The 21,953-nt window shown below is 71.3% G+C and carries 26 protein-coding genes; 12 read left to right on the top strand and 14 right to left on the bottom strand.

Features of this window, described 5'->3' with window-relative positions:
• Positions 1-6: 6 nt before the first annotated feature.
• Together ACZ3KP_RS08360 and ACZ3KP_RS08355 are read right to left on the bottom strand one after the other, a co-directional pair.
• Positions 7-888, bottom strand: coding sequence for a 1-aminocyclopropane-1-carboxylate deaminase/D-cysteine desulfhydrase (locus ACZ3KP_RS08360; protein ID WP_467497484.1), 882 nt, complete (start codon positions 886-888; stop codon positions 7-9).
• A 69-nt stretch (positions 889-957) separates the two neighbouring features.
• Positions 958-1,548: an N-acetylmuramoyl-L-alanine amidase gene (locus ACZ3KP_RS08355; protein ID WP_467497482.1), complete on the bottom strand. Its 591-nt coding sequence runs from the start codon at positions 1,546-1,548 to the stop codon at positions 958-960.
• 296 nt (positions 1,549-1,844) lie between these two features.
• Here ACZ3KP_RS08355 and ACZ3KP_RS08350 point away from each other — a divergent pair, with 296 nt between their 5' ends.
• The 4 genes from ACZ3KP_RS08350 to ACZ3KP_RS08335 all read left to right on the top strand — a co-directional run bounded on the left by ACZ3KP_RS08350 (position 1,845) and on the right by ACZ3KP_RS08335 (position 5,253).
• Positions 1,845-3,251, top strand: coding sequence for a family 2B encapsulin nanocompartment shell protein (locus ACZ3KP_RS08350; protein ID WP_467497480.1), 1,407 nt, complete (start codon positions 1,845-1,847; stop codon positions 3,249-3,251).
• Between the two features lie 113 nt (positions 3,252-3,364).
• Positions 3,365-4,465 carry a family 2 encapsulin nanocompartment cargo protein polyprenyl transferase gene (locus ACZ3KP_RS08345; protein ID WP_467497478.1) on the top strand — a complete coding sequence of 367 codons (1,101 nt, stop codon included), beginning with the start codon at positions 3,365-3,367 and terminating at the stop codon, positions 4,463-4,465.
• A 158-nt stretch (positions 4,466-4,623) separates the two neighbouring features.
• Positions 4,624-4,896 (top strand): hypothetical protein, encoded by a 273-nt coding sequence (locus ACZ3KP_RS08340; protein ID WP_467497476.1) that lies wholly within the window; start codon positions 4,624-4,626, stop codon positions 4,894-4,896.
• A 24-nt stretch (positions 4,897-4,920) separates the two neighbouring features.
• Positions 4,921-5,253: a DUF952 domain-containing protein gene (locus ACZ3KP_RS08335; protein ID WP_467497474.1), complete on the top strand. Its 333-nt coding sequence runs from the start codon at positions 4,921-4,923 to the stop codon at positions 5,251-5,253.
• Here the strand turns inward: ACZ3KP_RS08335 and ACZ3KP_RS08330 are convergent.
• The 6 genes from ACZ3KP_RS08330 to ACZ3KP_RS08305 all read right to left on the bottom strand — a co-directional run bounded on the left by ACZ3KP_RS08330 (position 5,219) and on the right by ACZ3KP_RS08305 (position 9,144).
• Complete coding sequence (locus ACZ3KP_RS08330; protein ID WP_467497472.1) at positions 5,219-6,001, bottom strand: VOC family protein; 783 nt, start codon at positions 5,999-6,001, stop codon at positions 5,219-5,221. The genes ACZ3KP_RS08335 and ACZ3KP_RS08330 overlap by 35 nt on opposite strands.
• A gap of 20 nt (positions 6,002-6,021) precedes the next feature.
• The gene (locus ACZ3KP_RS08325) at positions 6,022-6,438 is read right to left on the bottom strand and encodes a VOC family protein (protein WP_132888799.1); all 417 of its coding nucleotides are present in this window, start codon (positions 6,436-6,438) and stop codon (positions 6,022-6,024) included.
• A gap of 37 nt (positions 6,439-6,475) precedes the next feature.
• On the bottom strand, positions 6,476-6,958 hold the full coding sequence (locus ACZ3KP_RS08320) for a Clp protease N-terminal domain-containing protein (RefSeq protein ID WP_467497469.1): 483 nt from the start codon (positions 6,956-6,958) through the stop codon (positions 6,476-6,478).
• The gene (locus ACZ3KP_RS08315) at positions 6,936-8,270 is read right to left on the bottom strand and encodes a caspase family protein (RefSeq protein ID WP_467497467.1); all 1,335 of its coding nucleotides are present in this window, start codon (positions 8,268-8,270) and stop codon (positions 6,936-6,938) included. The genes ACZ3KP_RS08320 and ACZ3KP_RS08315 overlap by 23 nt, the downstream gene beginning before the upstream one ends.
• 1 nt (position 8,271) lies before the next feature.
• The gene (locus ACZ3KP_RS08310; protein WP_467497465.1) at positions 8,272-8,640 is read right to left on the bottom strand and encodes an effector-associated constant component EACC1; all 369 of its coding nucleotides are present in this window, start codon (positions 8,638-8,640) and stop codon (positions 8,272-8,274) included.
• Positions 8,641-8,745: 105 nt separating this feature from the next.
• On the bottom strand, positions 8,746-9,144 hold the full coding sequence (locus ACZ3KP_RS08305) for a helix-turn-helix transcriptional regulator (RefSeq protein ID WP_358981473.1): 399 nt from the start codon (positions 9,142-9,144) through the stop codon (positions 8,746-8,748).
• 144 nt (positions 9,145-9,288) lie between these two features.
• Here ACZ3KP_RS08305 and ACZ3KP_RS08300 point away from each other — a divergent pair, with 144 nt between their 5' ends.
• The 4 genes from ACZ3KP_RS08300 (at position 9,289) to ACZ3KP_RS08285 (ending at position 12,492) form a co-directional block, all read left to right on the top strand.
• Positions 9,289-10,443, top strand: a complete 1,155-nt coding sequence (locus ACZ3KP_RS08300; protein WP_467497463.1) for an inorganic phosphate transporter — start codon at positions 9,289-9,291, stop codon at positions 10,441-10,443.
• Between the two features lie 14 nt (positions 10,444-10,457).
• A complete protein-coding gene (locus ACZ3KP_RS08295; protein WP_132888805.1) occupies positions 10,458-10,688 on the top strand; it encodes a hypothetical protein in 231 nt (76 codons plus the stop codon).
• Positions 10,689-10,721: 33 nt separating this feature from the next.
• Positions 10,722-11,636, top strand: coding sequence for a polyphosphate kinase 2 (gene ppk2, locus ACZ3KP_RS08290; protein ID WP_467497461.1), 915 nt, complete (start codon positions 10,722-10,724; stop codon positions 11,634-11,636).
• 367 nt (positions 11,637-12,003) lie between these two features.
• On the top strand, positions 12,004-12,492 hold the full coding sequence (locus tag ACZ3KP_RS08285; RefSeq protein WP_467497459.1) for a GNAT family N-acetyltransferase: 489 nt from the start codon (positions 12,004-12,006) through the stop codon (positions 12,490-12,492).
• Between the two features lie 117 nt (positions 12,493-12,609).
• Here the strand turns inward: ACZ3KP_RS08285 and sodN are convergent, their stop codons facing one another.
• Complete coding sequence (gene sodN / locus ACZ3KP_RS08280; protein ID WP_132888808.1) at positions 12,610-13,005, bottom strand: superoxide dismutase, Ni; 396 nt, start codon at positions 13,003-13,005, stop codon at positions 12,610-12,612.
• Positions 13,006-13,150: 145 nt separating this feature from the next.
• On the opposite strand from sodN, the gene sodX reads away from it, so the two are divergent.
• Complete coding sequence (gene sodX, locus ACZ3KP_RS08275) at positions 13,151-13,597, top strand: nickel-type superoxide dismutase maturation protease (protein ID WP_467498067.1); 447 nt, start codon at positions 13,151-13,153, stop codon at positions 13,595-13,597.
• Here the strand turns inward: sodX and ACZ3KP_RS08270 are convergent.
• Entirely contained in the window at positions 13,489-14,133 is a 645-nt protein-coding gene (locus ACZ3KP_RS08270) for a CGNR zinc finger domain-containing protein (protein WP_467497457.1), read from the bottom strand. The two genes, sodX and ACZ3KP_RS08270, sit on opposite strands and share 109 nt — an antisense overlap.
• A 100-nt stretch (positions 14,134-14,233) precedes the next feature.
• On the opposite strand from ACZ3KP_RS08270, the gene ACZ3KP_RS08265 reads away from it, so the two are divergent.
• Positions 14,234-15,028, top strand: a complete 795-nt coding sequence (locus ACZ3KP_RS08265; RefSeq protein WP_467497455.1) for a class I SAM-dependent methyltransferase — start codon at positions 14,234-14,236, stop codon at positions 15,026-15,028.
• Positions 15,029-15,090: 62 nt separating this feature from the next.
• Here the strand turns inward: ACZ3KP_RS08265 and ACZ3KP_RS08260 are convergent, their stop codons facing one another.
• From ACZ3KP_RS08260 to ACZ3KP_RS08250, 3 genes are read right to left on the bottom strand one after another with little or no spacing between them, the layout of a single operon-like run.
• A complete protein-coding gene (locus ACZ3KP_RS08260) occupies positions 15,091-15,891 on the bottom strand; it encodes an amino acid ABC transporter ATP-binding protein (RefSeq protein WP_467497453.1) in 801 nt (266 codons plus the stop codon).
• Positions 15,888-16,817 carry an amino acid ABC transporter permease gene (locus ACZ3KP_RS08255; protein ID WP_467497451.1) on the bottom strand — a complete coding sequence of 310 codons (930 nt, stop codon included), beginning with the start codon at positions 16,815-16,817 and terminating at the stop codon, positions 15,888-15,890. Before ACZ3KP_RS08255 ends, ACZ3KP_RS08260 begins: the two co-directional genes overlap by 4 nt.
• A 51-nt stretch (positions 16,818-16,868) precedes the next feature.
• Positions 16,869-17,834, bottom strand: a complete 966-nt coding sequence (locus ACZ3KP_RS08250) for an ABC transporter substrate-binding protein (protein ID WP_467497449.1) — start codon at positions 17,832-17,834, stop codon at positions 16,869-16,871.
• 583 nt (positions 17,835-18,417) lie between these two features.
• On the opposite strand from ACZ3KP_RS08250, the gene ACZ3KP_RS08245 reads away from it, so the two are divergent.
• Together ACZ3KP_RS08245 and ACZ3KP_RS08240 are read left to right on the top strand one after the other, a co-directional pair.
• Complete coding sequence (locus ACZ3KP_RS08245; RefSeq protein WP_046731184.1) at positions 18,418-19,641, top strand: NAD(P)-dependent malic enzyme; 1,224 nt, start codon at positions 18,418-18,420, stop codon at positions 19,639-19,641.
• Between the two features lie 242 nt (positions 19,642-19,883).
• Positions 19,884-20,849, top strand: coding sequence for a zinc-binding dehydrogenase (locus ACZ3KP_RS08240; protein ID WP_358981483.1), 966 nt, complete (start codon positions 19,884-19,886; stop codon positions 20,847-20,849).
• A 24-nt stretch (positions 20,850-20,873) separates the two neighbouring features.
• Here ACZ3KP_RS08240 and ACZ3KP_RS08235 read toward each other — a convergent pair whose 3' ends face one another.
• Positions 20,874-21,953 (bottom strand): PadR family transcriptional regulator, encoded by a 1,080-nt coding sequence (locus ACZ3KP_RS08235; protein ID WP_467497446.1) that lies wholly within the window; start codon positions 21,951-21,953, stop codon positions 20,874-20,876.

Here is a 21,953-nt window from a genome sequence, read left to right as displayed (position 1 = left end):
TGCCGGTCACGCCGTGACGACCGCCGCCACCCGGGTCCCCCGCGCGAACGCCCCTTCCGCCGCCAGCGCGACGAGCCCGAACAGCAACTTGGCCACGTACAGCCGCTCGACCCGCATCCCGTGCCTGGCCTCGAAGTCGGTCGCGAAGGACTCGAGTTCGGGTGTGGTGCGCCCGTACCCCCCGCAGTGGAACCGCTCGTCCAGCGACCAGTCGCCCGAGCGCGACCCGAACGCCGCCACCTGCAGCCGTGCCGTCTCCCCGCCGAGGAAACCGCCCTTGAGCACCGGCACGCCCAACGCCCGCTGCCCGGCGCCGAGGCCCGCGGCCAGCCCGGCCAGCGTGCCGCCGGTGCCGCAGGCGACCGCGACCACGTCGGCCCGCCCCCGCAGCTCCTCGCCGAGGGCGCGGCAGCCTCGTACCGCCGCCGCGTTGCTGCCGCCCTCCGGTACGACGTACGCGGTCTCCGCCTCCGCCGCCCGCAGCAGACCGGCCAGCACCTCCGGCTCGGCCTTCCGTCGATACGTCGACCTGTCGACGAAGTGCAGCCGCATGCCGTCGGCCGCGCACCGTGCGAGGGAGGGGTTCAGAGGCCGGTCGGCCAGTTCACCGCCGCGCACCACCCCCACCGTCGGGAAGCCGAGCAGGCGGCCCGCGGCGGCCGTCGCCCGCAGGTGGTTGGAGTACGCACCGCCGAAGGTGACGATCGGCCGGCCGGCCGCCGCCTCGACGTTCGGGACCAGCTTGCGCCACTTGTTGCCGACCAGGGCCGGGTGGATCAGGTCGTCCCGCTTGAGGAGCAGCCGGACGCCGTGCCGGGCGAAACGGTCGTCGGCCACCTCCTCGAGAGGGGACGGCAGCCGCGGCTTGAGTATGTCGGCGCTGGTCACGTCGTCATTGTCGCCCGGACGCCCGGCAGGGTGGCCGCCGGGGGCCGCGGCGCGGGGCTGCTCGCGCGGTCACTTCAGACGGTCCCGCACCCGCTCGCGCAGCCAGGCCATCGAGAAGCCGCGCGGATCCACCTTGCCCGGCTGCCACTCGGCGTGCCCGATCACCGACCGCTCCGACCACCCGTGCCGCCGGCACACCGCCGCGGCCACCTTCTCGACCGCCTCCAGCTGGGCCTGGGGCCAGGGGTCCTCGCCGTCGCCGAGGTTCTCGCACTCGAAGCCGTAGAAGTGCCGGTTGCCGTCGGTGTTCGCCTCCCGGTCCAGGGGGAGGGCCTTCTCGGCGATCACGGCGCGCAGTACGTCGTCGTCGCCGAGTCCGGCGTGGTTGGCGCGGCCGTGGCCGACCAGGTGGACCGTGCCGTCCTTGGTGACGACACCGTGGCACAGCGGGCCGGGCAGGTCGGGGCGGCCGTCGCGGCAGAGCCGGACGGTGCGCTCGGCGCCGGCGGTCGCCGAGTGGTGGATCATCACGCCGTGGACGGGACCCCAGGGGCCCTTGTGGTTGCGGTTGTGCTCCTGCCAGTCGCCGACCTCGACGACCTCGACGCCCTCGTCGCGCAACGCGTCGAGGAAAGCACCCGCGGACAGGGGTGGGGCCAAGACCGCCTCCTGGGTCTTCATGGGGGTGTGGGGTGAAACTCCGACTATTTCTACAGAAGTCGGGCTTTCCGGGGTAGGTGCTCCGGACTTGTTCGGATCGCGTGCGATTCGATCCGGACAAGTCGGCATATCGCGGGGTGCTCGGAGGGGCGAAGCATCGGCATGCCCAGTTGTCCGATGATCTATTCCCGCTCTTTCGGGTAATGGCACGGGCACATTCAGTGATGACAGGGTGGCCGATGAGACCGATGCGTGGGCAGTTCGGCGTCCGCGCAGGTATGGGAGGGCATTTCCTTATGTCGGTAGGCGAAGAGGTCCGCACGGATCAGGGCAAGCCGCAGCAGTCTCTGGACACGGCGGCAGCGCGGAACCTGGCCACCACGACCAAGTCCGCGCCACAGATGCAGGAGATCAGCTCTCGCTGGCTGCTGCGGTCACTGCCCTGGGTCGATGTGCAGGGCGGCACGTACCGGGTGAACCGACGGCTCACCTACACGGTCGGGGACGGCCGTATCACCTTCCTGAAGACCGGCGACCGTGTCGAGGTCATCCCGGCGGAGCTGGGCGAACTGCCCATCCTGCGGGCGTACGAGGACCAGGGGGTGCTGGGGGAGCTGGCCCAGCGGTGCCGGCAGCGGGACTTCGGCCCGGGCGAGGTCATCGCCTCGTTCGGCAGCCAGGCGGACGAGGTGTACCTGCTCGCCCACGGCCGCGTGGAGAAGGTGGGCACCGGCCCCTACGGCGACGACGCGGTGCTCGGCGTCCTCGCCGACGGCGCGTACTTCGGCGAGCAGGGGCTGATCGACCCGGACGCCATCTGGGAGTACACCGCCCGCGCGGACACGGCCTGCACCGTGCTGATCCTGTCCCGGCAGGATTTCGAGCAGGTCACCGAGCGGGCCGACTCGCTGCGCGAGCACCTTCAGCACCTGCGCACGATCCCCGAGCAGCGCACCAACAAGTACGGCGAGAAGGAGGTCGCCCTCGCGGCGGGCCACAGCGGCGAACCCGACATCCCGCACACCTTCGTGGACTACGAGGCCCGGCCGCGGGAGTACGAACTGAGCATCGCCCAGACGGTGCTGCGTATCCACACCCGGGTGGCCGACCTCTACAACCAGCCGATGAACCAGACCGAGCACCAGTTGCGGCTCACCGTCGAGGCGTTGAAGGAGCGCCAGGAGCACGAACTCATCAACAACCCGGAATTCGGCCTGCTCAGCAACTGCCAGTACGACCAGCGGCTGCAGCCCCACGACGGCGTGCCCAGCCCGGACGACATGGACGAACTGCTCAGCCGCCGCCGGGGCACCAAGCTCTTCCTCGCCCACCCGCGCGCCATCTCGGCCTTCGGGCGTGAGCTCAACAAGCGCGGACTGGTCCCGGAGACCGTCGAGATCGGCGGCAACCGCATCCCCACCTGGCGCGGGGTCCCGATCTACCCGTGCAACAAGATCCCGGTCACCGAGACCCGGACCACCTCGATCATCGCCATGCGTACGGGCGAGTCCGAGCAGGGCGTCATCGGGCTGCGGCAGTCCGGGATCCCCGACGAGATCGAGCCGAGCCTGTCGGTCCGCTTCATGGGCATCAACGAGCAGGCCGTCATCAACTACCTGGTCACCGCCTACTACTCGGCGGCGGTCCTGGTCCCGGACGCCCTCGGTGTGCTGGAGAACGTCGAGATCGGTCGGTGGAGGTGACGTTTCCGCACGTGGTGGCCGTGTCCCCGCCCTCCGGGGCGGGTACACCCTCTGGGTACGTGCCGAGCCGGGGCGAAGACGCCACCGCACGCGCACCCCGTGAGAGGGAGGCCATGCCCGAGTTCGTGACGGAAAGGCAGCAGGGGCCCACGGCGGTTCCGCCGACCGGCCCCGAGGCGCTCGACGGGGCCGAGGCGACGGCCATAATGGAGCGCGCCAGGGCGTCCGTCGACCCCGAACTGCGGTCGGCCGTCGACTCGTTGCCCGTTTCGATGCGGCGGATCGCGCGCTACCACTTCGGCTGGGAGCACGTGGACGGCACCTCGGCCACGGGCAACGCGGGCAAGGCCATCCGGCCCGCGCTGGTCCTCGCCGCCGCCGAAGCGCTCGGCGGCCCGCGGGCCCGTGCGGCCGCCGTCGGGGCGGCGGCCGCCGTGGAGCTGGTCCACAACTTCACGCTGCTGCACGACGACGTCATGGACCGGGACACCTCCCGCAGGCACCGGCCCACCGTCTGGACCGTGTTCGGCGACACCGACGCGATCCTCGCCGGGGACGCCCTCCACGCCGTGGCCCTGAGGCTGCTCGCGCAGGATCCGCACCCCGCGTCCGGGGCGGCCGCCGCCCGTCTGGCGCAGTGCGTGCTCGAACTGTGCGCCGGACAGCACGCGGACACCGCGATGGAGGACCGGGCACCCGACGAGGTCACCCTCGACGAGGTGCTCGGCATGGCCGAGGCCAAGACCGGGGCGCTGCTCGGCTGCGCCTGCGCCGTGGGCGCGCTGTACGCGGGGGCCGGAGAGGCGGAGGTCACCGCGCTGGACGGGTTCGGCCGCCAGGCCGGCCTCGCCTTCCAGCTGATCGACGACATCATCGGGATATGGGGTGATCCACAGCGCACCGGCAAGCCGGCCGGTGCCGACCTGGCGGCCCGCAAGAAGTCCCTGCCGGTCGTCGCGGCCCTCACCTCCGGCAGTCCGGCCGCCGGTGAACTCGCCGAGCTGTACGCCCAGCCGCCTGCGCGGACGGACGCGGACGAGATCACGCGTATCGCACGGGCCGTGGAGCGGGCGGGCGGCCGGGACTGGGCGCAGGCCGAGGCGGCCGACCGGATGGCCCGCGCGATGCAGGAACTCGCGCGTGCCGTGCCCGACCCCGAGCCGGCCGGCGGCCTGCTCGCGCTCGCCGAGTTCGTGACCCGGCGCAGCAGATGAAGACCCCGGAGTCCCCGGGCCCGTGCGGCTCCTGACCCCGCGCGGACACCTGGGGACTCCGGCCCGACGGGTCCCGCACATCCCCACGGCGTGCGGGGCCCGCCGACTTGCGCACCGACCGCCGAGCGCCGTACCCGGCCCCCGCCTACGCTGGGCACATGGACGGCCGGGAGCAGGTCTGTCCCGTCTGCGGGCAGGCCGTGGAGAGTGTCGTGCGGCGGCACAAGACGCTGGGCGCGTGGGTGCCGGTCTGGGGTCCCGGGGCCTGCCGCAATCCCGAATGCGCCGAGTACGCGGGCACACCCCCCGCGCGGGAGCGGTCCCCTTCGCGGTACCCGCCGTCCCGGTCCGGGCGTCCGCACTCCGCATCACCGCACTCCTCACCACCGGACGCCCTACCGGAGTCAGCCCCACCGGAGTCGGCGTCGTGAGGGTGGGCGTCGTAGCGTGAGCGTATGACCGGACTGCCCGACATCCTGCACATCACCGAACGCTCCCTGTGGGAGGAGGCCCGCGCGCGCGGCACCTTCGAGAACTCCACCCGCGGCCGCACCCTCCAGGAAGAGGGCTTCATCCACTGCTCCACCGAGGACCAGCTCCCGCGGGTGGCGGCCTTCCTGTACGGCTCCTACGACGGCCCGGACGAACTGGTGGTGCTGGCCGTGGACCCGGCGCGGGTCGGCGTCCCCGTGCGGTGGGAGGCGGTGGAACCGGGCGGGGAGGAGTTCCCGCACGTGTACGGTCCGATCCCGGTCACGGCCGTGGTGGAGGTGCGGCCCTGGGCGTGACGGCCCCGGATGCGACGGTCGGCAGTCCGCCGGTCTCGGGGTCCCGGCCGGTCAGGCAGTAGACGCCGCCCGCCGGGTCCCGCAGCACCGTCCAGTGCCGCCCGTCGGCCACGTGCACGGCACCGAGTTCCTCGTGCCGGGCCCGGGTCGCCGCGATGTCGGCGCAGGCCAGGTCGAGGTGGGCGGCGGCGGGCCGTTCGCCGTCCAGCCGCTGGAGCAGGATCCGCAACGGCAGCCCGGCCGGCGGCCTGAGCACCCGGAACTCCGGCAGCGAGCCGGTCAGCGACTCCCAGCCGGTCAGCTCCGCCCAGAACGCGGCCTCGGTCTCGTACCAGGACGGCGGGATGTCGAGGCTGACCTGGTCGAGCCGGCTCCCCGCCACCACCGGTGGCCGTACCGACTCGCCGTGCCAGGGCACCGCGCACCACAACTGCCCGGCGGGCGACCGCAGTACGGCCCACCCCTCGTGCTCGGCGACCTGCTCGGCGCCGAGGTCCAGGGCCCGGCGCACCAGACCCGGCACGTCCGGCGAGCAGAGGTCCAGGTGGGCGCCGCCGGGGCCGGTGGCCACCTGCTGGACCTTGACGCAGGCGTCCGCGCCGGGGGCCGGCAACAGGGTGGTGAACTCGTCGTCACCGCCGCGCGGCGCCGACAGCCGGGTGTCCGTGACCGCCGCCCAGAAGGCCTGGGCGGCGGGGAGGCGCTCGGCGGGGCGGTCGACGAAGGCGTAGGTCCAGCGGATGGTCATGGACGGGATCGTAGAGGGCCCTACTTCTCGCGGCGCTCCGTGAAGCGCAGCAGGTTGCCCGCCGGGTCGCGGAACGCGCAGTCCCGTACCCCCCAGTGCTGGTCCGTCGGCTCCTGGATCACGTCACCGCCGTACTCCCGGACCCGCTCGTACAGCGCGTCGCAGTCGCTGGTGGAGAAGATCACCCCGCGCAGCATGCCCTTGGCGAGCAGTTCGGCCATGGCCTGCCGGTCGGCGGGGGAGGCGTCGGGGTTGGCGCCGGGCGGCTCCAGCACGATCTCCACGCCCGGCTGCTGCGGCGAGCCGACGGTCACCCACCGCATCCCCTCGAACTCCACGTCGTTGTGGACCTCCAGGCCGAGGACGTCACGGTAGAAGGCCAGCGCCTTGTCGTGGTCGTCGACGGCGATGAAACACTGCGCGAGTTTGACGTTCATGGGGTCAGGCTAGGCGCACCCCAGGCAGGGCGCCGGGTCAGCTCATGGCCCACACGTAGGGGTCGTGGGCGGGGCCCGGGGCCGGTGGAGCGCCGGTGGCCCCGGTGTCGGGAGCCGGCCGCGGGACGTGCCGGGGGTCGGTCCGGTGGGCCGCGAGGACGTCCATGAGCACGGTGTCCGCGGTGGACAGCAGGGCGAGCAGGAGGTGGAAGGGCTCCACGGTCCGATGGCCCAGCCGGTCGGCCTCCTGTGACGCCCCCGCGAGCAGGGCGCTGGTCCCGCCGCTCAGCGGCAGGTGGTCGCCCGGCTCCACGGTGCCCCTGCCGAGGGCGTCGATCACCCCGGCGCGCAGGTCCTCGGCGGCCGCGCCCAGCACCCGTACGGCCTCCGGCTCGTCGGTGTCGAGCAGCGCCAGCAGGACGTGTCCCGGTTCCACGTACCAGTGCCGCAGCCGCCGTGCCCGGTCGGCCGCGGCGCCGACGACGTCCCGCGCCCGCTCACCGAACCTCTCGTACCCCACCGTCCACCTCCGCCAGGTCCGCCAGGTCGGTCCGCGCCCTGCGGGTGTGCGGATGGTCCGACCCCAGCACCCGCTCCCGTACCGAGACGACCTCCCGGAGCAGCGCCCGGGCCTCCTCGCGGGCACCGCTCATCGACAGGTTGCGGGCCAGCAGGTGCCGGGTGCGCAGGGTGTGCGGATGGTCCGCGCCGAGGACCCGTCCCCGGTCGGCGAGCAGCGCCCGGAGCAGCTCCGCCGCCTCCTCGCGGTGCCCCGCCTCGCCGAGGTTGACGGCGAGGAACTGGCGGGTGCGCAGGGTGTCCTCGTGGTCCGGGCCGAGCAGGCGCAGCTGGTCGGTGAGGAGCCCGCGCAGCAACTCGGCCGCCTGGGCCGGGCTGCCCGCGCCGCCCAGGCTGTGCGCGTGGGACTGACGGCCGCGCAGGGTGTCGGGGTGGTCGGCGCCCAGGATCCGGGTCTGTTCCTCGACGGTTCTCCGGAGCTGCCCGGCCGCCCCCGCCCAGTCCCCGGCCTTGCCCCGCTCGACGGCGCGCGCGTGCCGTCCGCGCAGTTCGGGGCCCGCGGTCGCGGCGAACGCGCGGTTCACGCCGAGGGCGAGGGAGTGCGCGGTGCCGGCGCTGCGGTTGAGCGGGGTGGGCAGGCCCTCGGCGGACATGACGGCCCGCAGCCGGCGGTAGAGGTCGTCGATCGTGAGCAGCTCGGGTCCGCCGGGGACCCCCTCGCGCAGCAGTCGTATCAACCGTCCGGAGAACGCCGTGTGTTCCTCGTCGGGGAGGGCGAGGGCGACCTGGTCGCGCGGGGCGGAGGTGAGGACGTAGGTGCCGGCCACCTCCAGCCCCTCGATCCGTCCGGCCTCGCCGCTCCCGGCGAGCGAGTCGCCGACGGCCCGGCCGGAGAAGCAGCAGTCGAGGACGACGACCTTGGCGGCGGCGGGGGAGTCGAGGACGGCGTCGCGGAGCTTGTCGTACTCCAGGGAGTTGAACTCGGGGGCCGCCCAGCGGCTGTCGGGGAGTGCCAGGTACAGGGTGTGGCGGCGGCCCGCGACCAGGCCGTGGCCGGCGTAGAAGACCAGCAGCAGGTCCTCGGCCCCGGCGACGGCCGAGCGCAGCCGGTCGCCGACCGTACGCAGGTCGCCCTCGTCGAGCAGCACCGTGCAGTTGCTCTCGGGGACGAGCCCCCGGTCGGGGTCGGTGAGCAGGTCGCGGAGGTCGGTGACGGTCCTGGCCACGGCCGGCAGATCGGGCAGGGCCGGGTCGGAGTGACGGCTCGCGCCGATCAGGACGATCCGGGACCGCCGACGGTCGGGAAGCCGCATGTCATGCCCGCGGATCCTGCTGGCCGTCCAGGACCTGCCGCAGCAGCTCCGCCAGTTCCTCGCTGTCGACGCGCCGGGCGTCGATCTCGATCGCGGGGCCGTCCTCGCGCCTGATGGCCAGCTTCACGTCGCTGCGACGCGGCTGGGTGATCCAGGCCCGCAGGCAGGAGGCGAGCACGGTCAGCGGGCCGCCCGCGCCCAGCAGCACGGACACCGTGTCCAGGGGGACGCCCAGGTGTCCCTCGGCCGGGGCGCCCCCGGTCAGCCGGACCCGGCCGGCCAGCGTCGGCTCGCCCCTGAGCCAGTCGGTCAGGGACTCGGCGTCCGGGACCGGATCGGGACTCAGGACGGAGATCAGTGCGGTTGCCACGGTTCCCCCGGGTGCTCTACGACCTTGACGGGCAACAGAGTTGACGACGACCGCCAGTGTACGGCGGGGGAGCGGGCCCGCACCGGGCCTGTGGACGAACCCCGGTCAGTACGGCCGTCGGCGCGGGCGGGTGAACGTACGGGCCACGCAGGACGGGATCACCGTGCTCTCCTCGTGGTCCCGCGCCCGGTACGCGCTCGGCGTCTCCCCGACCAGTTCGGTGAAGCGCGAGCTGAAGGACCCGAGGGACGTGCAGCCGACCGCCATGCACACCTCCGTCACGGTCAGGTCGCCGCGGCGCAGCAGCGCCTTGGCCCGCTCGACCCGACGGGTCATGAGGTAGCTGTACGGCGTCTCCCCGAAGGCCTTGCGGAAGCTGCGCTGGAAGTGGCCGGGCGACATGACGGCGGTGCGGGCCAGTTCGGCCATGTCGAGCGGCTCGGCGAACTCGCGGTCCATGCGGTCGCGCGCCCGGCGCAGCCGCCGCAGGTCTTCCAGGGTCATCGCACCCGCCTCGGGTCCTTCGAAGCCGTCGCCGCCGTCGCCTCAGCATGGCACGCACATCCTCCACACGGACCGAATTTGTTCTTGGACGATCGTTTCCCTCCAGTTCTCGCGCAATTGGTCGGGGCTTGTTTGCATATAGAAATGGACCACATCACGTTCCTCGTAGCGGTCGTGATCGTCACCGCTCTTGCGTTCGACTTCACCAACGGCTTCCACGACACGGCGAACGCGATGGCCACGTCCATCGCCACCGGCGCACTCAAGCCGAAGACCGCGGTTCTGATCAGCGGTGTCCTCAACCTGGTCGGGGCGTTCCTGTCCACGGAGGTCGCGAAGACGATCTCCGGCGGCATCGTGAACGACGCCAAGGTGACTCCCGCCATGGTCTTCGCGGGGCTGGTGGGGGCGATCCTGTGGAATCTGCTGACCTGGCTGCTGGGGCTGCCGTCCAGTTCCTCGCACGCCCTGTTCGGCGGCCTGATCGGCGCGGTGGCGGTCGGCGCCGGCACCGGGGCCGTGAACTTCGACAAGGTGGTCGAGAAGATCATCATCCCCGCCTTCGCCTCCCCCGTCGTGGCCGGTGTCGCCGCGCTGATCGCGACGTACTGCGCCTACAAACTCACCGCCCGCGGCCGCGCGGCCTCCGTGACCAAGGGCTTCCGGCTCGGGCAGATCGGTTCGGCCTCCCTGGTCTCGCTCGCGCACGGCACCAACGACGCCCAGAAGACCATGGGCATCATCACCCTGACCCTGATCTCCGTCGGCGCGCTGCCGGACGGCGCGGGACCACCGGTCTGGGTGATCACCACCGCCGGTCTCGCCATCGGTCTGGGCACCTACATCGGCGGCTGGCGGATCATCCGCACCATGGGCAAGGGCCTGACCGAGATCCAGTCCCCGCAGGGCTTCGCGGCGGAGACCGCCTCCACGGCCGTCATCCTGACCTCCGCCCACATGGGCTTCGCCCTGTCCACCACCCAGGTCGCCTCCGGCTCCATCCTCGGCGCGGGCCTCGGCCGGCGGCTGGCGGAGGTCCGCTGGGGCGTCGCGGGCCGCATGGTGGCCGCCTGGGTGATCACACTGCCCTGCGCCGCGCTGGTCGGCGGCATCTCCGCGTTCGCGGTCAAGCACGGCGGCAACTTCGGCACGGTCGTGGTCGCACTGGTCGGCACGGCGCTCGCGGTGGGCATCGTCATGCTGTCGCGCCGCAACCCGATCGACGCCAAGAACGTCAACGACGGACACGAGGTCGCCCTCCGCACCGCGGCGCCGTCCAAGGTCGGCACCGCCGCCTGAGTCAGGGAGTTCCCATGAGTATCGACTGGACCGCACTCGGCCAGGTCACCGCGGTGAGCATCGGAGTTACCTTCGCAGTAGTGGTCGTTTTCGCCCTCGGTGTCCTCGGCCTCGCCCGCTACGAGGGGGCCAGGGAACAGGGCGGCACCAGCACCGCGGGCGCCGCCCAGGCGGGGCTGTGCTTCCTCGCCTGCGCGGCGGTGGTGGCGTACGGCATCTACCTGATCGTGCCGCAGTTCCACTGACCCCCATCGTCTCGAACCGCTGAGGAGGACTGGATGACGGCGCCGGACCTGCTGTCCGACCTGGCCGACCTGAAGGTCGACTACAGCGACCCGGACGACCCCGTACTCATCCGCCCGGACGGATCCCCGATCGAGACCTGGCGGGAGAACTACCCGTACGCGCGGCGCATGGAGCGCAAGGAGTACGAGTGGCACAAGCGGCTCCAGCAGATCGAGCTGCTGAAGCTGCAGGGCTGGATCAAGGAGACGGGGCGCCGGATCGTCATCGTCTTCGAGGGCCGGGACGCGGCCGGCAAGGGCGGCACCATCAAGCGCTTCACGGAGCACCTGAACCCCCGTGGTGCGCGCGTGGTGGCTCTGGAGAAGCCCACGGAGCGCGAGAGCGGCCAGTGGTACTTCCAGCGCTACGTCGAACACCTGCCCACCGCCGGCGAGATCGTGATGTTCGACCGCTCCTGGTACAACCGGGCCGGTGTCGAGCGGGTCATGGGCTTCTGCTCCGACGACCAGTACCGGCGCTTCATGCGCCAGGCGCCGCTGTTCGAGCGGATGCTGGTGGACGACGGGGTGGACCTGGTGAAGTTCTGGTTCTCGGTCTCGCAGAGCGAGCAGCGGACCCGCTTCACCATCCGCCAGGTCGACCCGGTACGGCAGTGGAAGCTCAGCCCTATGGACCTGGCCTCCCTGGATCGATGGGACGACTACACGGCCGCCAAGGTCGCCATGTTCCGTGAGACGGACACGGAGTACGCGCCCTGGACCGTGGTCAAGAGCAACGACAAGAAACGGGCTCGGGTCGAGGCCATGCGCAGCGTGCTGGCCCGCTTCGACTACGCCGACAAGGACGAGGAGGTCGTCGGCAGCCCCGACCCCCGGATAGTGGGCGCGGCGGCCGGCCTCCTGGAGGCCGGCGAGGACGACCGGGACGACCAGGACGGCGTGCACTAGGGGTTGTCCGGCGGATCAGGTCGCAGGAAAGCAAGGGTGACTCGTCGGCCGAGGTGAGCGGGGTCTGGGGCGTCCGGCTGCACGGCGGAGGAGCCGTGGCCGATCAGCCGCTGCCGCGGCGGGCGACGCGGTGGGGGCACCTCCCGGCCGGAGGCTGGGGGACGTCGGGGACCGACGACAACGCCGCTGGGGGTCCCCCACGCCTTTGGGGCAGTGGGGGAGGGCGTGCCGGACCCCGCGTCTGCGGCGTGATCCGCCGGACAGCCCCTAGCACCGGAACGCAGGGGGCCGGCCGGGATGCGGCCGGCCCTTTCGCAGGGCGGAACGGGGTGGACACGCCCCGGTGAGACCGCCGAGGATCGGCCGCATGATCCGTGCCGCCACCGAGGACGACGTCGCCGCGATCCGCGCGATGATCCGTGAACTCGCCGACTACGAACGGGCCGCAGAACAGGCCCGCGCCACCGAGGAGCAGCTCCGCGAGGCGCTGTTCGGCCCCCACCCCGCGGCCCACGCGCTGATCGCCGAGGACGACACCACCGGTGCGGTGGTGGGCTACGCCCTGTGGTTCCCGCGCTTCTCCACCTGGACCGGCACCCGCGGCATGCACCTGGAGGACCTGTACGTACGACCGCACGCGCGCGGCGGCGGCCACGGCAGGGCCCTGCTCGCCGCCCTCGCCGGGCTCTGCCTGCGCAGCGGTTTCGAGCGCTTCGAGTGGTGGGTGCTGGACTGGAACGACCCGGCGATCGGCTTCTACAAGTCGCTCGGCGCCGACTTCCTGGACGAGTGGCGCATCTGCCGCCTGACCGGCGAGGGGCTCAGCGCGCTGGCGTCCGTCGCGGACACCGCGTAGCGGGCGCCCCGCGGCCGGGGGGACAAGACCGCACCCGGACCCCCGGCACGCCGTGGGCGGCGGGCCGACGGGCCGGGTGCGGCAGGACCAGACCTTCGCAACCGAAAAGGCGCGGGGTCAGGCCTTCTTGGTCTCCCAGAAGATCTTGTCGATCTGGGCGATGTAGTCCAGGGCCTTCTGGCCGGTGGCCGGGTCCGTGGAGGCCTTGGCCGCGGAGAGGGCCTTCAGGGTGTCGTTCACGAGCTGGTGCAGCTCGGGGTACTTCTCGAAGTGCGGGGGCTTGAAGTAGTCGCTCCACAGCACCGAGACGTGGTGCTTGGCGAGCTCGGCACGCTGTTCCTTGATGAAGGTGGCGCGTGCCTGGAAGTGCGGGTCGTCGTTGGCGGCCATCTTCTCCTGCACGGCCTTCACCGACTCCGCCTCGATGCGGGCCTGGGCCGGGTCGTACACGCCACAGGGCAGGTCGCAGTGCGCGCTGACCTTGACCTTGGGGGCAAACAGGCGGGAAAGCATGGAGCATTCCTTCCTCGTGATCGTCTTCTCAGGTGGGACATTACTCCCTGGGCAGCGTGATTTCGCGAGTGCCCCCATGGGCTTAGGACAAAAGTCCAGGGTCAGACTGAGACTGGTGGAGGAACGGACCGGGGAGGTGCCGGGGATGCCGGAGCTGTCGCAGGAGACCGAGCGGGGGAGGGGTGCCGCGCCCTTCGGGCTGGCCGAGGTGACCGGCCCGTCGATGGTCCCCACGCTGTACCAGGGGGACCAGCTCCTGGTGCGGTACGGGGCCCGGGTACGGGCCGGTGACGTCGTCGTCCTGCGTCACCCCTTCCAGCAGGACCTGCTGGTCGTCAAGCGCGCCGTGGAACTGCGCGAGGGCGGCTGGTGGGTGCTCGGGGACAACGCGTACGCGGGCGGGGACAGCACGGACTACGGGACCGTGCCGGAGGAGCTGATCCTCGGCCGGGTGCTGTTCCGCTGGCGGCCGCTGCGGCCCGGTCAGCGCTCGCCGCTGGCGCTGCTGCGCTGGGCGCTCTCGGCCGCGAGGCCGGTGCTGTCGTCGGACCGTTCGGGCCGTTCCGCCTCCTGGCGTTTGCGGGCCCGGTAGGCGGCCACGTTGGCGCGGGTCGCGCAGCGGTCCGAGCAGTAGCGCCGGGAGCGGTTGGTGGACGTGTCGAGGTAGGCGTTGCGGCACGGCGCCGCCTCGCACAGGCCGAGGCGGTCGACGCCGTACTCGGTGAGGTGGAAGGCCAGGCCCATCGCCGCGATCGCCGCGTAGCCGGCGGTGGCGTTGGAGGGGTGGTCGGCCAGGTGCATGTGCCACAGCGGGCGGCCGTCCTCGTCCCGGTGGTCGTGCCCGGAGATCTGCGGGCTGACCGGGAACTCCAGCAGCAGTGAGTTGAGCAGGTCGACCGCGAGGGTCTCCTCGCCCTTGTCGGCCGCCTCGAAGATCGCGCGCAGCCGGGTCCGTACCGAGCGGAAGCGCGTGAGGTCGGCGTCGGTGGCGCGTCGGGCGGCCTGCTGCTGGTTGCCGCCGAAGAGGTCACGGACGGCCTCGACCGACGTCAGGGCGTCCTTGCCCCGGCCCGGCTCCTCACTGTTGACGAGCCGGACGGCGTAATCCGAGTAATAGGCCAGTTCCACTTGTAGTCCTTACGAGGGCGCTCTATGGTCGGTGGTGCGGTCGGGTAATGGCCGGTCGTGCTTCCAGGGTATTACGGGACGTGGACGGTGGAGGGTTGCCATGAGCGACATCAGCGACAGCAACGACGTCACGACGGCCGAGGCCGGAACCGGGGCCGACTGGGGAGCCTGGCAGGACAGCTGGGACCGGCAGCAGGAGTGGTACATGCCGGACCGCGAGGAACGGTTCCGGATCATGCTCGACATGGTCGAGGCGCTCGTCGGCACCGCGCCCCGCGTCCTCGACCTGGCCTGCGGCACCGGCAGCATCACCGCCCGGCTGCTGGCCCGCCTCCCCGACGCGGTGAGCACCGGGGTCGACCTCGACCCGGCCCTGCTGGCCATCGCCGAGGGCACCTTCGCGGGCGACGACCGGGTCACGTTCGTCACCGCCGACCTCAAGGACCCGCAGTGGGTCACGCGGCTGCCGTACGACTCGTACGACGCCGTGCTGACCGCCACGGCCCTGCACTGGCTGCACACCGAACCCCTCGCGGCCCTCTACGGTCAGGTCGCGGGACTCGTCCGCGACGGCGGTGTCTTCATGAACGCGGACCACATGATCGACGACAGCACGCCCCGGATCAACGCGGCGGATCGGGCGAGGCGGCACCTGCGCATGGAACAGGCCAGGGCGGCGGGGGCGCTGGACTGGGCCGAGTGGTGGCAACTGGCCGCGCAGGACCCGGTACTGGCCGGGCCGACCGCGCGGCGGTTCGAGATCTACGGCGAGCACGCCGACGGCGACACGCCCTCGGCGCAGTGGCACGCGCGCGTGCTGCGCGAGAAGGGGTTCGGGGAGGCCAGGCCGGTGTGGTGCTCGCCCTCGGACACGCTGCTGCTGGCCCTCAAGTAGCGGCGGCGGCGACCCGAAGGGGCGGTACGGGGATCCCGTACCGCCCCTTCGGCGTCGTACCGCTACAGCACCTTCGACAGGAACGACTTCGTCCGGTCGTGCTGGGGGTTGGTCAGGACGTCGCGCGGGTGGCCCGACTCGACCACCACGCCGTCGTCCATGAAGACCAGGCTGTCGCCCACCTCGCGGGCGAAGCCCATCTCGTGGGTGACGACGATCATCGTCATGCCGTCCTCGGCCAGGTCCCGCATCACGTCCAGGACCTCGCCGACCAGCTCCGGGTCGAGCGCCGAGGTCGGCTCGTCGAACAGCATCAGCTTCGGCTGCATGGCGAGCGCGCGGGCGATCGCGACCCGCTGCTGCTGGCCACCGGAGAGCTGCGCCGGGTAGTGCCCGGTGCGGTCGCCGAGGCCGACCCGGTCGAGCAGGCGCTGGGCGCGTTCCCGGGCCACGGCCTTGGACTCGCCCTTGACCTGGACCGGCGCCTCCATGACGTTCTCCAGGGCCGTCATGTGCGGGAAGAGGTTGAAGCGCTGGAAGACCATGCCGATCTCCCGCCGCTGCGCCGCGACCTCCTTCTCCTTCAGCTCGTAGAGCTTGTCGCCGTGCTGGCGGTAGCCGACCAGCTGGCCGTCGACGTACAGCCGGCCGGCGCTGATCTTCTCCAGATGGTTGATGCACCTCAGGAACGTGCTCTTGCCGGAACCGGACGGACCGATCAGGCAGAAGACCTCACGCGGCAGCACCTCCAGGTCGATGCCCTTGAGGATGTGCGCGAGCCCGAACGACTTGTGCACCCCCTCCGCCTTGACCATCGGGGCGCCGCTGCTCGGCGGGGTGATGTCCTTGGCGAGAGAGCTCATCGGGCCACCTCCGGGCGACGCAGCGAAGTCCACTGGGACAGGTTCTTCCGCAGGCGCTGCAACGGGGTCGGCGGGAGACTGCGCGAGGAGCCGCGGGCGTAACGGCGCTCGATGTAGTACTGCACGATGCTGAAGACCGTGGTCAGCATCAGATACCAGATGGACGCCACGAAGTACATCTCGACCACCGCCAGCGAGGTGCTGGAGATGTCCGTGGCCCGTTTGATCAGCTCGTTGAACTGGACCACGTACGCCAGCGACGAGGTCTTCAGCATGTTGATGAACTCGTTGCCGGTCGGCGGCACGATCACCCGCATGGCCTGCGGCAGGATCACCCGGCGCAGCGTCTGCCCGCGAGTCATGCCCAGGGCGTGCGAGGCCTCCGTCTGGCCCTCGTCGACGGACTGGATGCCGGCCCGGACGATCTCCGACATGTAGGCGGCCTCGTTCAGCCCGAGGCCCAGCAGCGCCGCCAGGAACGGCGTCATGACCTGGTTCATCTCGTCCTTGTAGAACCCCAGGTTCAGGATGGGGAACACGAGTGCGATGTTGTACCAGAGCAGCAGCTGGACCAGGACCGGCGTGCCCCGGAAGAACCAGACGTAGAACCAGGCCACCGTGCTGGTGACAGGGTTCGACGACATCCGCATGATCGCCAGGATCACGCCCAGGACCAGACCGAGCACCATGGCGAGCACCGAGATGTACAGGGTGTGCCAGGCGCCCGACAGGATCGTCCCGTCGGTGAGGTAGTCCGGGACGATGCCGTAGTTGATGTTCGCGTTGGAGAACGCGACGCCGATCAGCACCAGGATGGCGATGACCACCGCGGCGGCCACCCAGCGGCCGTAGTGGCGTACCGGGATCGCCTTGATCTGCTCCGGCGGCACCGAGGGCGCCGGAGTCTTGTCGACCGTGTCAGTCACAGTGACAGCCCTTCATAGACCTTGTCGGCCCTCAGTCGTGCCCGAGGCCGTTCAGGAGCCGCCGTTGACCTTGCCCTCGGTGACCGCGCCCTGGGTGACGTTCCACTTGGCAAGGATCTTCTGGTAGTCGCCGTTCTTGATGATGGCGTTCACCGCGGCCTGCAGCGCGTCGCGCAGCTGGGTGTTCTCCTTGCTGACCGCGATGCCGTACGGGCCGGCCTCGATCTGGTCGCCGACGACCTCGAAGTCCTTGCCGCCGCCGGAGGTCTTGGCGTTGTAGGCGGCGACCGGGAAGTCGTTCAGGTCGGCGACGGAGGCGCCCTGCTTCAGGCGGAGCAACGCCTCGGGGTCGGTGTCGAAGGTCTGCAGGTCGATGGCCTTCTTGCCGTCCTTCGTACACTTCGTGCTCTGCGCCTTGGCGATGCCCTCGGACGTGGTGCCCTTCTGCAGGGCCACGACCTTGCCGCAGAGGTCGTCCAGGGACTTGATGCCCTTCGGGTTGCCCTTCTGGACCAGGATCGAGGTACCGGCGGTGAAGTAGTCGACGAAGTCGACGCCGTTGCCGACCTTCTTGCCGTTGTCGGAGTCGATGCCGTTCTGGCGGTCCTTGGTGTCGTTCATCGCGGACATGATCACGTTGAAGCGCTTGGCCTGGAGACCCACGATGAGCTGGTCGAACTTGCCGTTCTGGAACTGGAACTGCACGCCCAGCTGCTTGCCGAGCGCGTCCGCGATGTCCGGGTCGACACCGACGGCCTTGCCGTTCTGCATGTACTCGACCGGCGGGTAGGCGATGTCGGAGCCGACCTTGATCACACCGGCCTTGCGGATGTCCGCGGGCAGCTTGCCCGCCAGCGGGGCCGAGGAGCCCACCGAGGAGGACGAGCCGTTGTCGCTGCTCTTGTCCGTGTGGTCGCCGCAGCCGGTGAGCAGCAGAGTGCCTGCGACCGCGATCGCACCGAACGCTGCGGTCCTGGAGCGCGCGACGGTGATACGACGGGTGGAGCGTGCGGTCATGGTGGGTTCCTCCGGCGGTGATTTGAACAAGCCGATATACCGATGTGTCTGATATGTCGATAAGCCGATGGGTCGACGGAAACACACACCTTCGGGTGTCGCGACCTCGTGGGTTTACGGCATCCTGCCATTGGGATTGCTCCATGCAGGTGTGCGACGATGTCAAAATCGGATAACGGGTGAACCCCGAACCGCATCAGGCTGCATCTCTGTGGCCCTCACCCTCGCGCATCTGCGGGATTTCGACGCTCCGACCGGAAGATCTTCGGTTCATCTCCGGTTCATCTCACGCTGCGGTCGGGCGCCATCTCGCGGCCGTCCGGCCGCTCATCTGTCGACTGTCTACGACATCCGTGATGTGACCTTGCACCTATTCGACTCGTCGCGGGTGCCGCCCGTCCGGTAAGAAGGGTCATTACACCCCTCATCCGGGGCTCAGGGCGCGTGTGCGGCGCGCCCGTCGCGCAGGTGCTCGTACGTGCCACCTCGTACGTATCAGTGATCGGGCTCTGCGCGGTGCCCGCCCACCCCCTCACCGGGAGTGGCCGACCCTCAAACCATGCATACCTAAGGGGTAAGACAAGTGGCAGCGGAGATCGTCAATCCTCGCAGCGACAGCACGGCGGACCAGGACGGCGGGGCCGAGCCCCTCGATTCCTTCGATCCGGCGTTCGCGCTGCACCGCGGCGGCAAGATGGCTGTGCAGGCCACCGTGCCGCTCCGTGACAAGGACGACCTTTCCCTCGCGTACACGCCCGGAGTCGCGCGCGTGTGCACCGCGATCGCGGAACAGCCCGAGCTGGTCAACGACTACACCTGGAAGTCGTCCGTCGTCGCCGTCGTCACCGACGGCACGGCCGTGCTCGGCCTCGGTGACATCGGTCCCGAGGCCTCCCTCCCCGTGATGGAGGGCAAGGCGATCCTCTTCAAGCAGTTCGGCGGCGTGGACGCGGTCCCGATCGCCCTCGACTGCACGGGCGTCGACGAGATCGTGGAGACCGTCGTCCGGCTGGCCCCCTCCTTCGGCGGGGTCAACCTGGAGGACATCTCGGCACCGCGGTGCTTCGAGATCGAGCGCCGGCTCCAGGAGCGGCTGGACATCCCGGTCTTCCACGACGACCAGCACGGCACGGCCGTGGTCACGCTGGCGGCGCTGCGGAACGCGGCCCGGCTCAGCCGCCGGGAGATCGGGCAGCTGCGGGCGGTGATCTCGGGCGCCGGCGCGGCCGGGGTCGCCATCGCCAAGATGCTGGTCGAGGCCGGGATCGGCGACGTCGCCCTCGCCGACCGCAAGGGCATCATCTCGGCCGACCGCGACGACCTCACCGACGTCAAGCGCCAGGTCGCCGGGTTCACCAACAAGGCCGGGCTCAAGGGCACCCTCGAGGACGCGCTGGCGGGCGCGGACGTCTTCATCGGCGTCTCCGGCGGCACGGTCCCCGAGGAGGCCGTCGCCTCCATGGCGGAGGGCTCCTTCGTCTTCGCCATGGCCAACCCGAACCCCGAGGTCCACCCCGACGTCGCCCACAAGTACGCGGCGGTCGTGGCCACCGGACGGTCGGACTTCCCGAACCAGATCAACAACGTGCTGGCGTTCCCCGGGATCTTCGCCGGTGCCCTCCAGGTGCGGGCCTCCCGGATCACCGAGGGGATGAAGATCGCGGCGGCGGAGGCGCTGGCGGCGGTGGTCGGCGACGATCTGGCCGCCGACTACGTCATTCCGTCTCCCTTCGACGAGCGCGTCGCACCCGCGGTGACCGCGGCGGTGGCGGCTGCTGCGCGGGCCGAGGGGGTTGCGCGCCGCTGACCTGGCGCCGAATGGCCCCGTTCTTCTTGAGCGGGGCCATTTCTTTGCCCATCCGCCCACCCGATCGGGTGTCCACAAGGTGACCGTTGTGCTGGGGCTGCCGCCCCCGGACCCTCGCGCCGGGGTCGGCAGGGGCCGCCGACGGCTGGGGGTGCCCCAGCGCCCCTGACCGGGCGCAAGAGGGGATGTGTCACACGGGCCCCCGGTTTCGCCTGCGGGCGCAGGAACCTATCGTCGGGCTTATGTTCGCCGTCTACGCCGCCCGAATCGACCGCGACCAGCCGCTCTCCGGCCTTGAGTTGGGGGACCGTCCCGCCCCGACCGCCCGGCCCGGCTGGAGTACCGTCGATGTGCGGGCCGCCTCCCTCAACCACCACGACCTCTGGTCCCTGCGCGGCGTCGGTCTCCCGGAGGACCGGCTGCCGATGATCCTCGGCTGCGACGCCGCGGGCGTCGACCAGGACGGCAACGAGGTCGTCCTGCACTCCGTGATCGGGCAGAGCGGTCACGGGGTCGGCCCGAACGAGCCCCGGTCCATCCTCACCGAGCGCTACCAGGGCACCTTCGCCGAACAGGTCACCGTGCCCACCTGGAACATCCTGCCCAAGCCCAGGGAGCTGTCCTTCGCGGAGGCCGCGTGCCTGCCGACCGCCTGGCTGACGGCGTACCGGATGCTCTTCACCAACGCCGGCGTGCGGCCCGGCGACTCCGTGCTGGTGCAGGGCGCCGGCGGTGGTGTCGCCACCGCCGCCATCGTCCTCGGCAGGGCCGCCGGACTGCGGGTCTTCGCCACCAGCCGCGACGAGGCCAAGCGTAAGCGGGCCCTGGAGCTCGGTGCCGTCGAGGCGGTGGAGCCGGGCGCCCGGCTGCCGCAGCGGGTGGACGCCGTCATCGAGACCGTCGGCGCCGCCACCTGGTCCCACTCGGTGAAGTCGCTGCGCCCCGGTGGCACCCTCGTCATCTCCGGCGCCACCAGCGGCGACCGCCCCTCGCACGCCGAGCTCACCCGGATCTTCTTCCTGGAACTGAAGGTCGTCGGCTCGACCATGGGCACCAAGGACGAACTGGAGGACCTGCTGGCCTTCTGCGCCACCACCGGTGTGCGCCCCGTCGTCGACGAACTGCTGCCGCTCGACCGTGCCCGCGAGGGCTTCGAACGGCTGGCCTCCGGAGACGTGTTCGGGAAGATCGTCCTCACGAACCAGTGAACGGCGGCCGCACCGGCTCCTCCGTCAGCGCTTCGGGGTGCGCAGCAGCGCCCCGATGCGTGCCGCCGCCGTCGACAGCTGGCCGCGGGCGTCGCGGAGCTGTTCGGGGGTGACGCCGTGGTCGCGGGCCGCGTCCCGGATGTCGTCGCGGAAGCGGTCCAGGAGCCGGTCGAGGTCACGGGCCGGGTCGCCGGTGTCGGTCTCGTCGCCGTGCGCCCACGCCGGGACGTACTCCGCGGGGAAGTCCTCCGGGGTCTCCGAGTACTCCGGCGACGGCGACGGTGCCTGGGCCGGCTTGCGCAGGTCCGGTCCCGTCCCCGGCTCCTGCTCGGGGCGGCCGAAACCGAAGTCCTTGCCGAACCCCTTGCCGTAGTCCTTCCCGAAGTCCCCGAACTCCTTGACGAGTTCGCTCAGTCCCTCGCGGACGCCCGTCGGCCAGTCACCGCGCGCGAAGTGGTCCTGGACGTGCTCCTGCACTCTGCGGGCGATGCGCTGCATCTCCTCCTGGGCCTGGGCGCGGGCGTGCGCCTGGGCCTCCTGGGCCTGCCGGCGGGCCCGCTGGGCCTCGTCACGGGCCCGGCGGCTCTCGTCCTTCGCGCGGCGTGCCTGCTCCTTCCACTCCTGCTTGACGCGGCGCATCTCCTCCTTCGCGGCCCGCCACGACTCCTTGTCCCCCAGGTCGGTGTGCTCACCGGCGCTCGTGCCGCCGCTGCCGCGCCGGGCCTCGGAGGCGGCCGCGCGCACCTCGCGGCGCAGGTCACCGGCCGCGCCGCGCACATCGGCCCGTATCTCGGCGGCCAACTCGGCCACCGACTCGCGGATCTCCAGCTCCAGGTCGGCCAACTCGCCGCTTCGGTCCGCCAGTTCCGCCCGGCCGGCGTCCGTGATGGCGTACACCTTGCGGCCGCCCTCGGTGGTGTGGGTGACCAGGCCCTCCGCCTCCAGCTTGGCCAGGCGGGGGTACACGGTGCCGGCCGACGGGGCGTACAGGCCCTGGAAGCGCTCCTCCAGCAGCCGGATCACCTCGTAGCCGTGGCGCGGAGCCTCGTCCAGCAGCTTGAGCAGGTAGAGGCGGAGGCGGCCGTGGGCGAAGACGGGAGGCAT

The organism is Streptomyces sp. NPDC020958 (assembly GCF_055562175.1).
The sequence above is the reverse complement of the archived record's forward strand: the minus strand, read 5'-3'. Positions and strand labels throughout refer to the sequence as shown.

What these genes read in the sequence shown, in the direction of transcription:
- ACZ3KP_RS08305 (WP_358981473.1), bottom strand. Translation starts at nt 9,144, where the DNA reads ATGACCCTGGAAGACCTGCGGCGGCTGCGCCGGGCGCGCGACCGCATG.
- ACZ3KP_RS08340 (WP_467497476.1), top strand. Translation starts at nt 4,624, where the DNA reads ATGGACGGCCGGGAGCAGGTCTGTCCCGTCTGCGGGCAGGCCGTGGAG.
- ACZ3KP_RS08260 (WP_467497453.1), bottom strand. Translation starts at nt 15,891, where the DNA reads ATGAGCTCTCTCGCCAAGGACATCACCCCGCCGAGCAGCGGCGCCCCG.
- sodX (WP_467498067.1), top strand. Translation starts at nt 13,151, where the DNA reads ATGCCGGAGCTGTCGCAGGAGACCGAGCGGGGGAGGGGTGCCGCGCCC.
- ACZ3KP_RS08250 (WP_467497449.1), bottom strand. Translation starts at nt 17,834, where the DNA reads ATGACCGCACGCTCCACCCGTCGTATCACCGTCGCGCGCTCCAGGACC.
- ACZ3KP_RS08335 (WP_467497474.1), top strand. Translation starts at nt 4,921, where the DNA reads ATGACCGGACTGCCCGACATCCTGCACATCACCGAACGCTCCCTGTGG.
- ppk2 (WP_467497461.1), top strand. Translation starts at nt 10,722, where the DNA reads ATGACGGCGCCGGACCTGCTGTCCGACCTGGCCGACCTGAAGGTCGAC.
- ACZ3KP_RS08265 (WP_467497455.1), top strand. Translation starts at nt 14,234, where the DNA reads ATGAGCGACATCAGCGACAGCAACGACGTCACGACGGCCGAGGCCGGA.
- ACZ3KP_RS08345 (WP_467497478.1), top strand. Translation starts at nt 3,365, where the DNA reads ATGCCCGAGTTCGTGACGGAAAGGCAGCAGGGGCCCACGGCGGTTCCG.
- sodN (WP_132888808.1), bottom strand. Translation starts at nt 13,005, where the DNA reads ATGCTTTCCCGCCTGTTTGCCCCCAAGGTCAAGGTCAGCGCGCACTGC.
- ACZ3KP_RS08330 (WP_467497472.1), bottom strand. Translation starts at nt 6,001, where the DNA reads ATGACCATCCGCTGGACCTACGCCTTCGTCGACCGCCCCGCCGAGCGC.
- ACZ3KP_RS08300 (WP_467497463.1), top strand. Translation starts at nt 9,289, where the DNA reads ATGGACCACATCACGTTCCTCGTAGCGGTCGTGATCGTCACCGCTCTT.
- ACZ3KP_RS08295 (WP_132888805.1), top strand. Translation starts at nt 10,458, where the DNA reads ATGAGTATCGACTGGACCGCACTCGGCCAGGTCACCGCGGTGAGCATC.
- ACZ3KP_RS08350 (WP_467497480.1), top strand. Translation starts at nt 1,845, where the DNA reads ATGTCGGTAGGCGAAGAGGTCCGCACGGATCAGGGCAAGCCGCAGCAG.
- ACZ3KP_RS08315 (WP_467497467.1), bottom strand. Translation starts at nt 8,270, where the DNA reads ATGCGGCTTCCCGACCGTCGGCGGTCCCGGATCGTCCTGATCGGCGCG.
- ACZ3KP_RS08240 (WP_358981483.1), top strand. Translation starts at nt 19,884, where the DNA reads ATGTTCGCCGTCTACGCCGCCCGAATCGACCGCGACCAGCCGCTCTCC.
- ACZ3KP_RS08285 (WP_467497459.1), top strand. Translation starts at nt 12,004, where the DNA reads ATGATCCGTGCCGCCACCGAGGACGACGTCGCCGCGATCCGCGCGATG.
- ACZ3KP_RS08235 (WP_467497446.1), bottom strand. Translation starts at nt 21,953, where the DNA reads ATGCCTCCCGTCTTCGCCCACGGCCGCCTCCGCCTCTACCTGCTCAAG.
- ACZ3KP_RS08325 (WP_132888799.1), bottom strand. Translation starts at nt 6,438, where the DNA reads ATGAACGTCAAACTCGCGCAGTGTTTCATCGCCGTCGACGACCACGAC.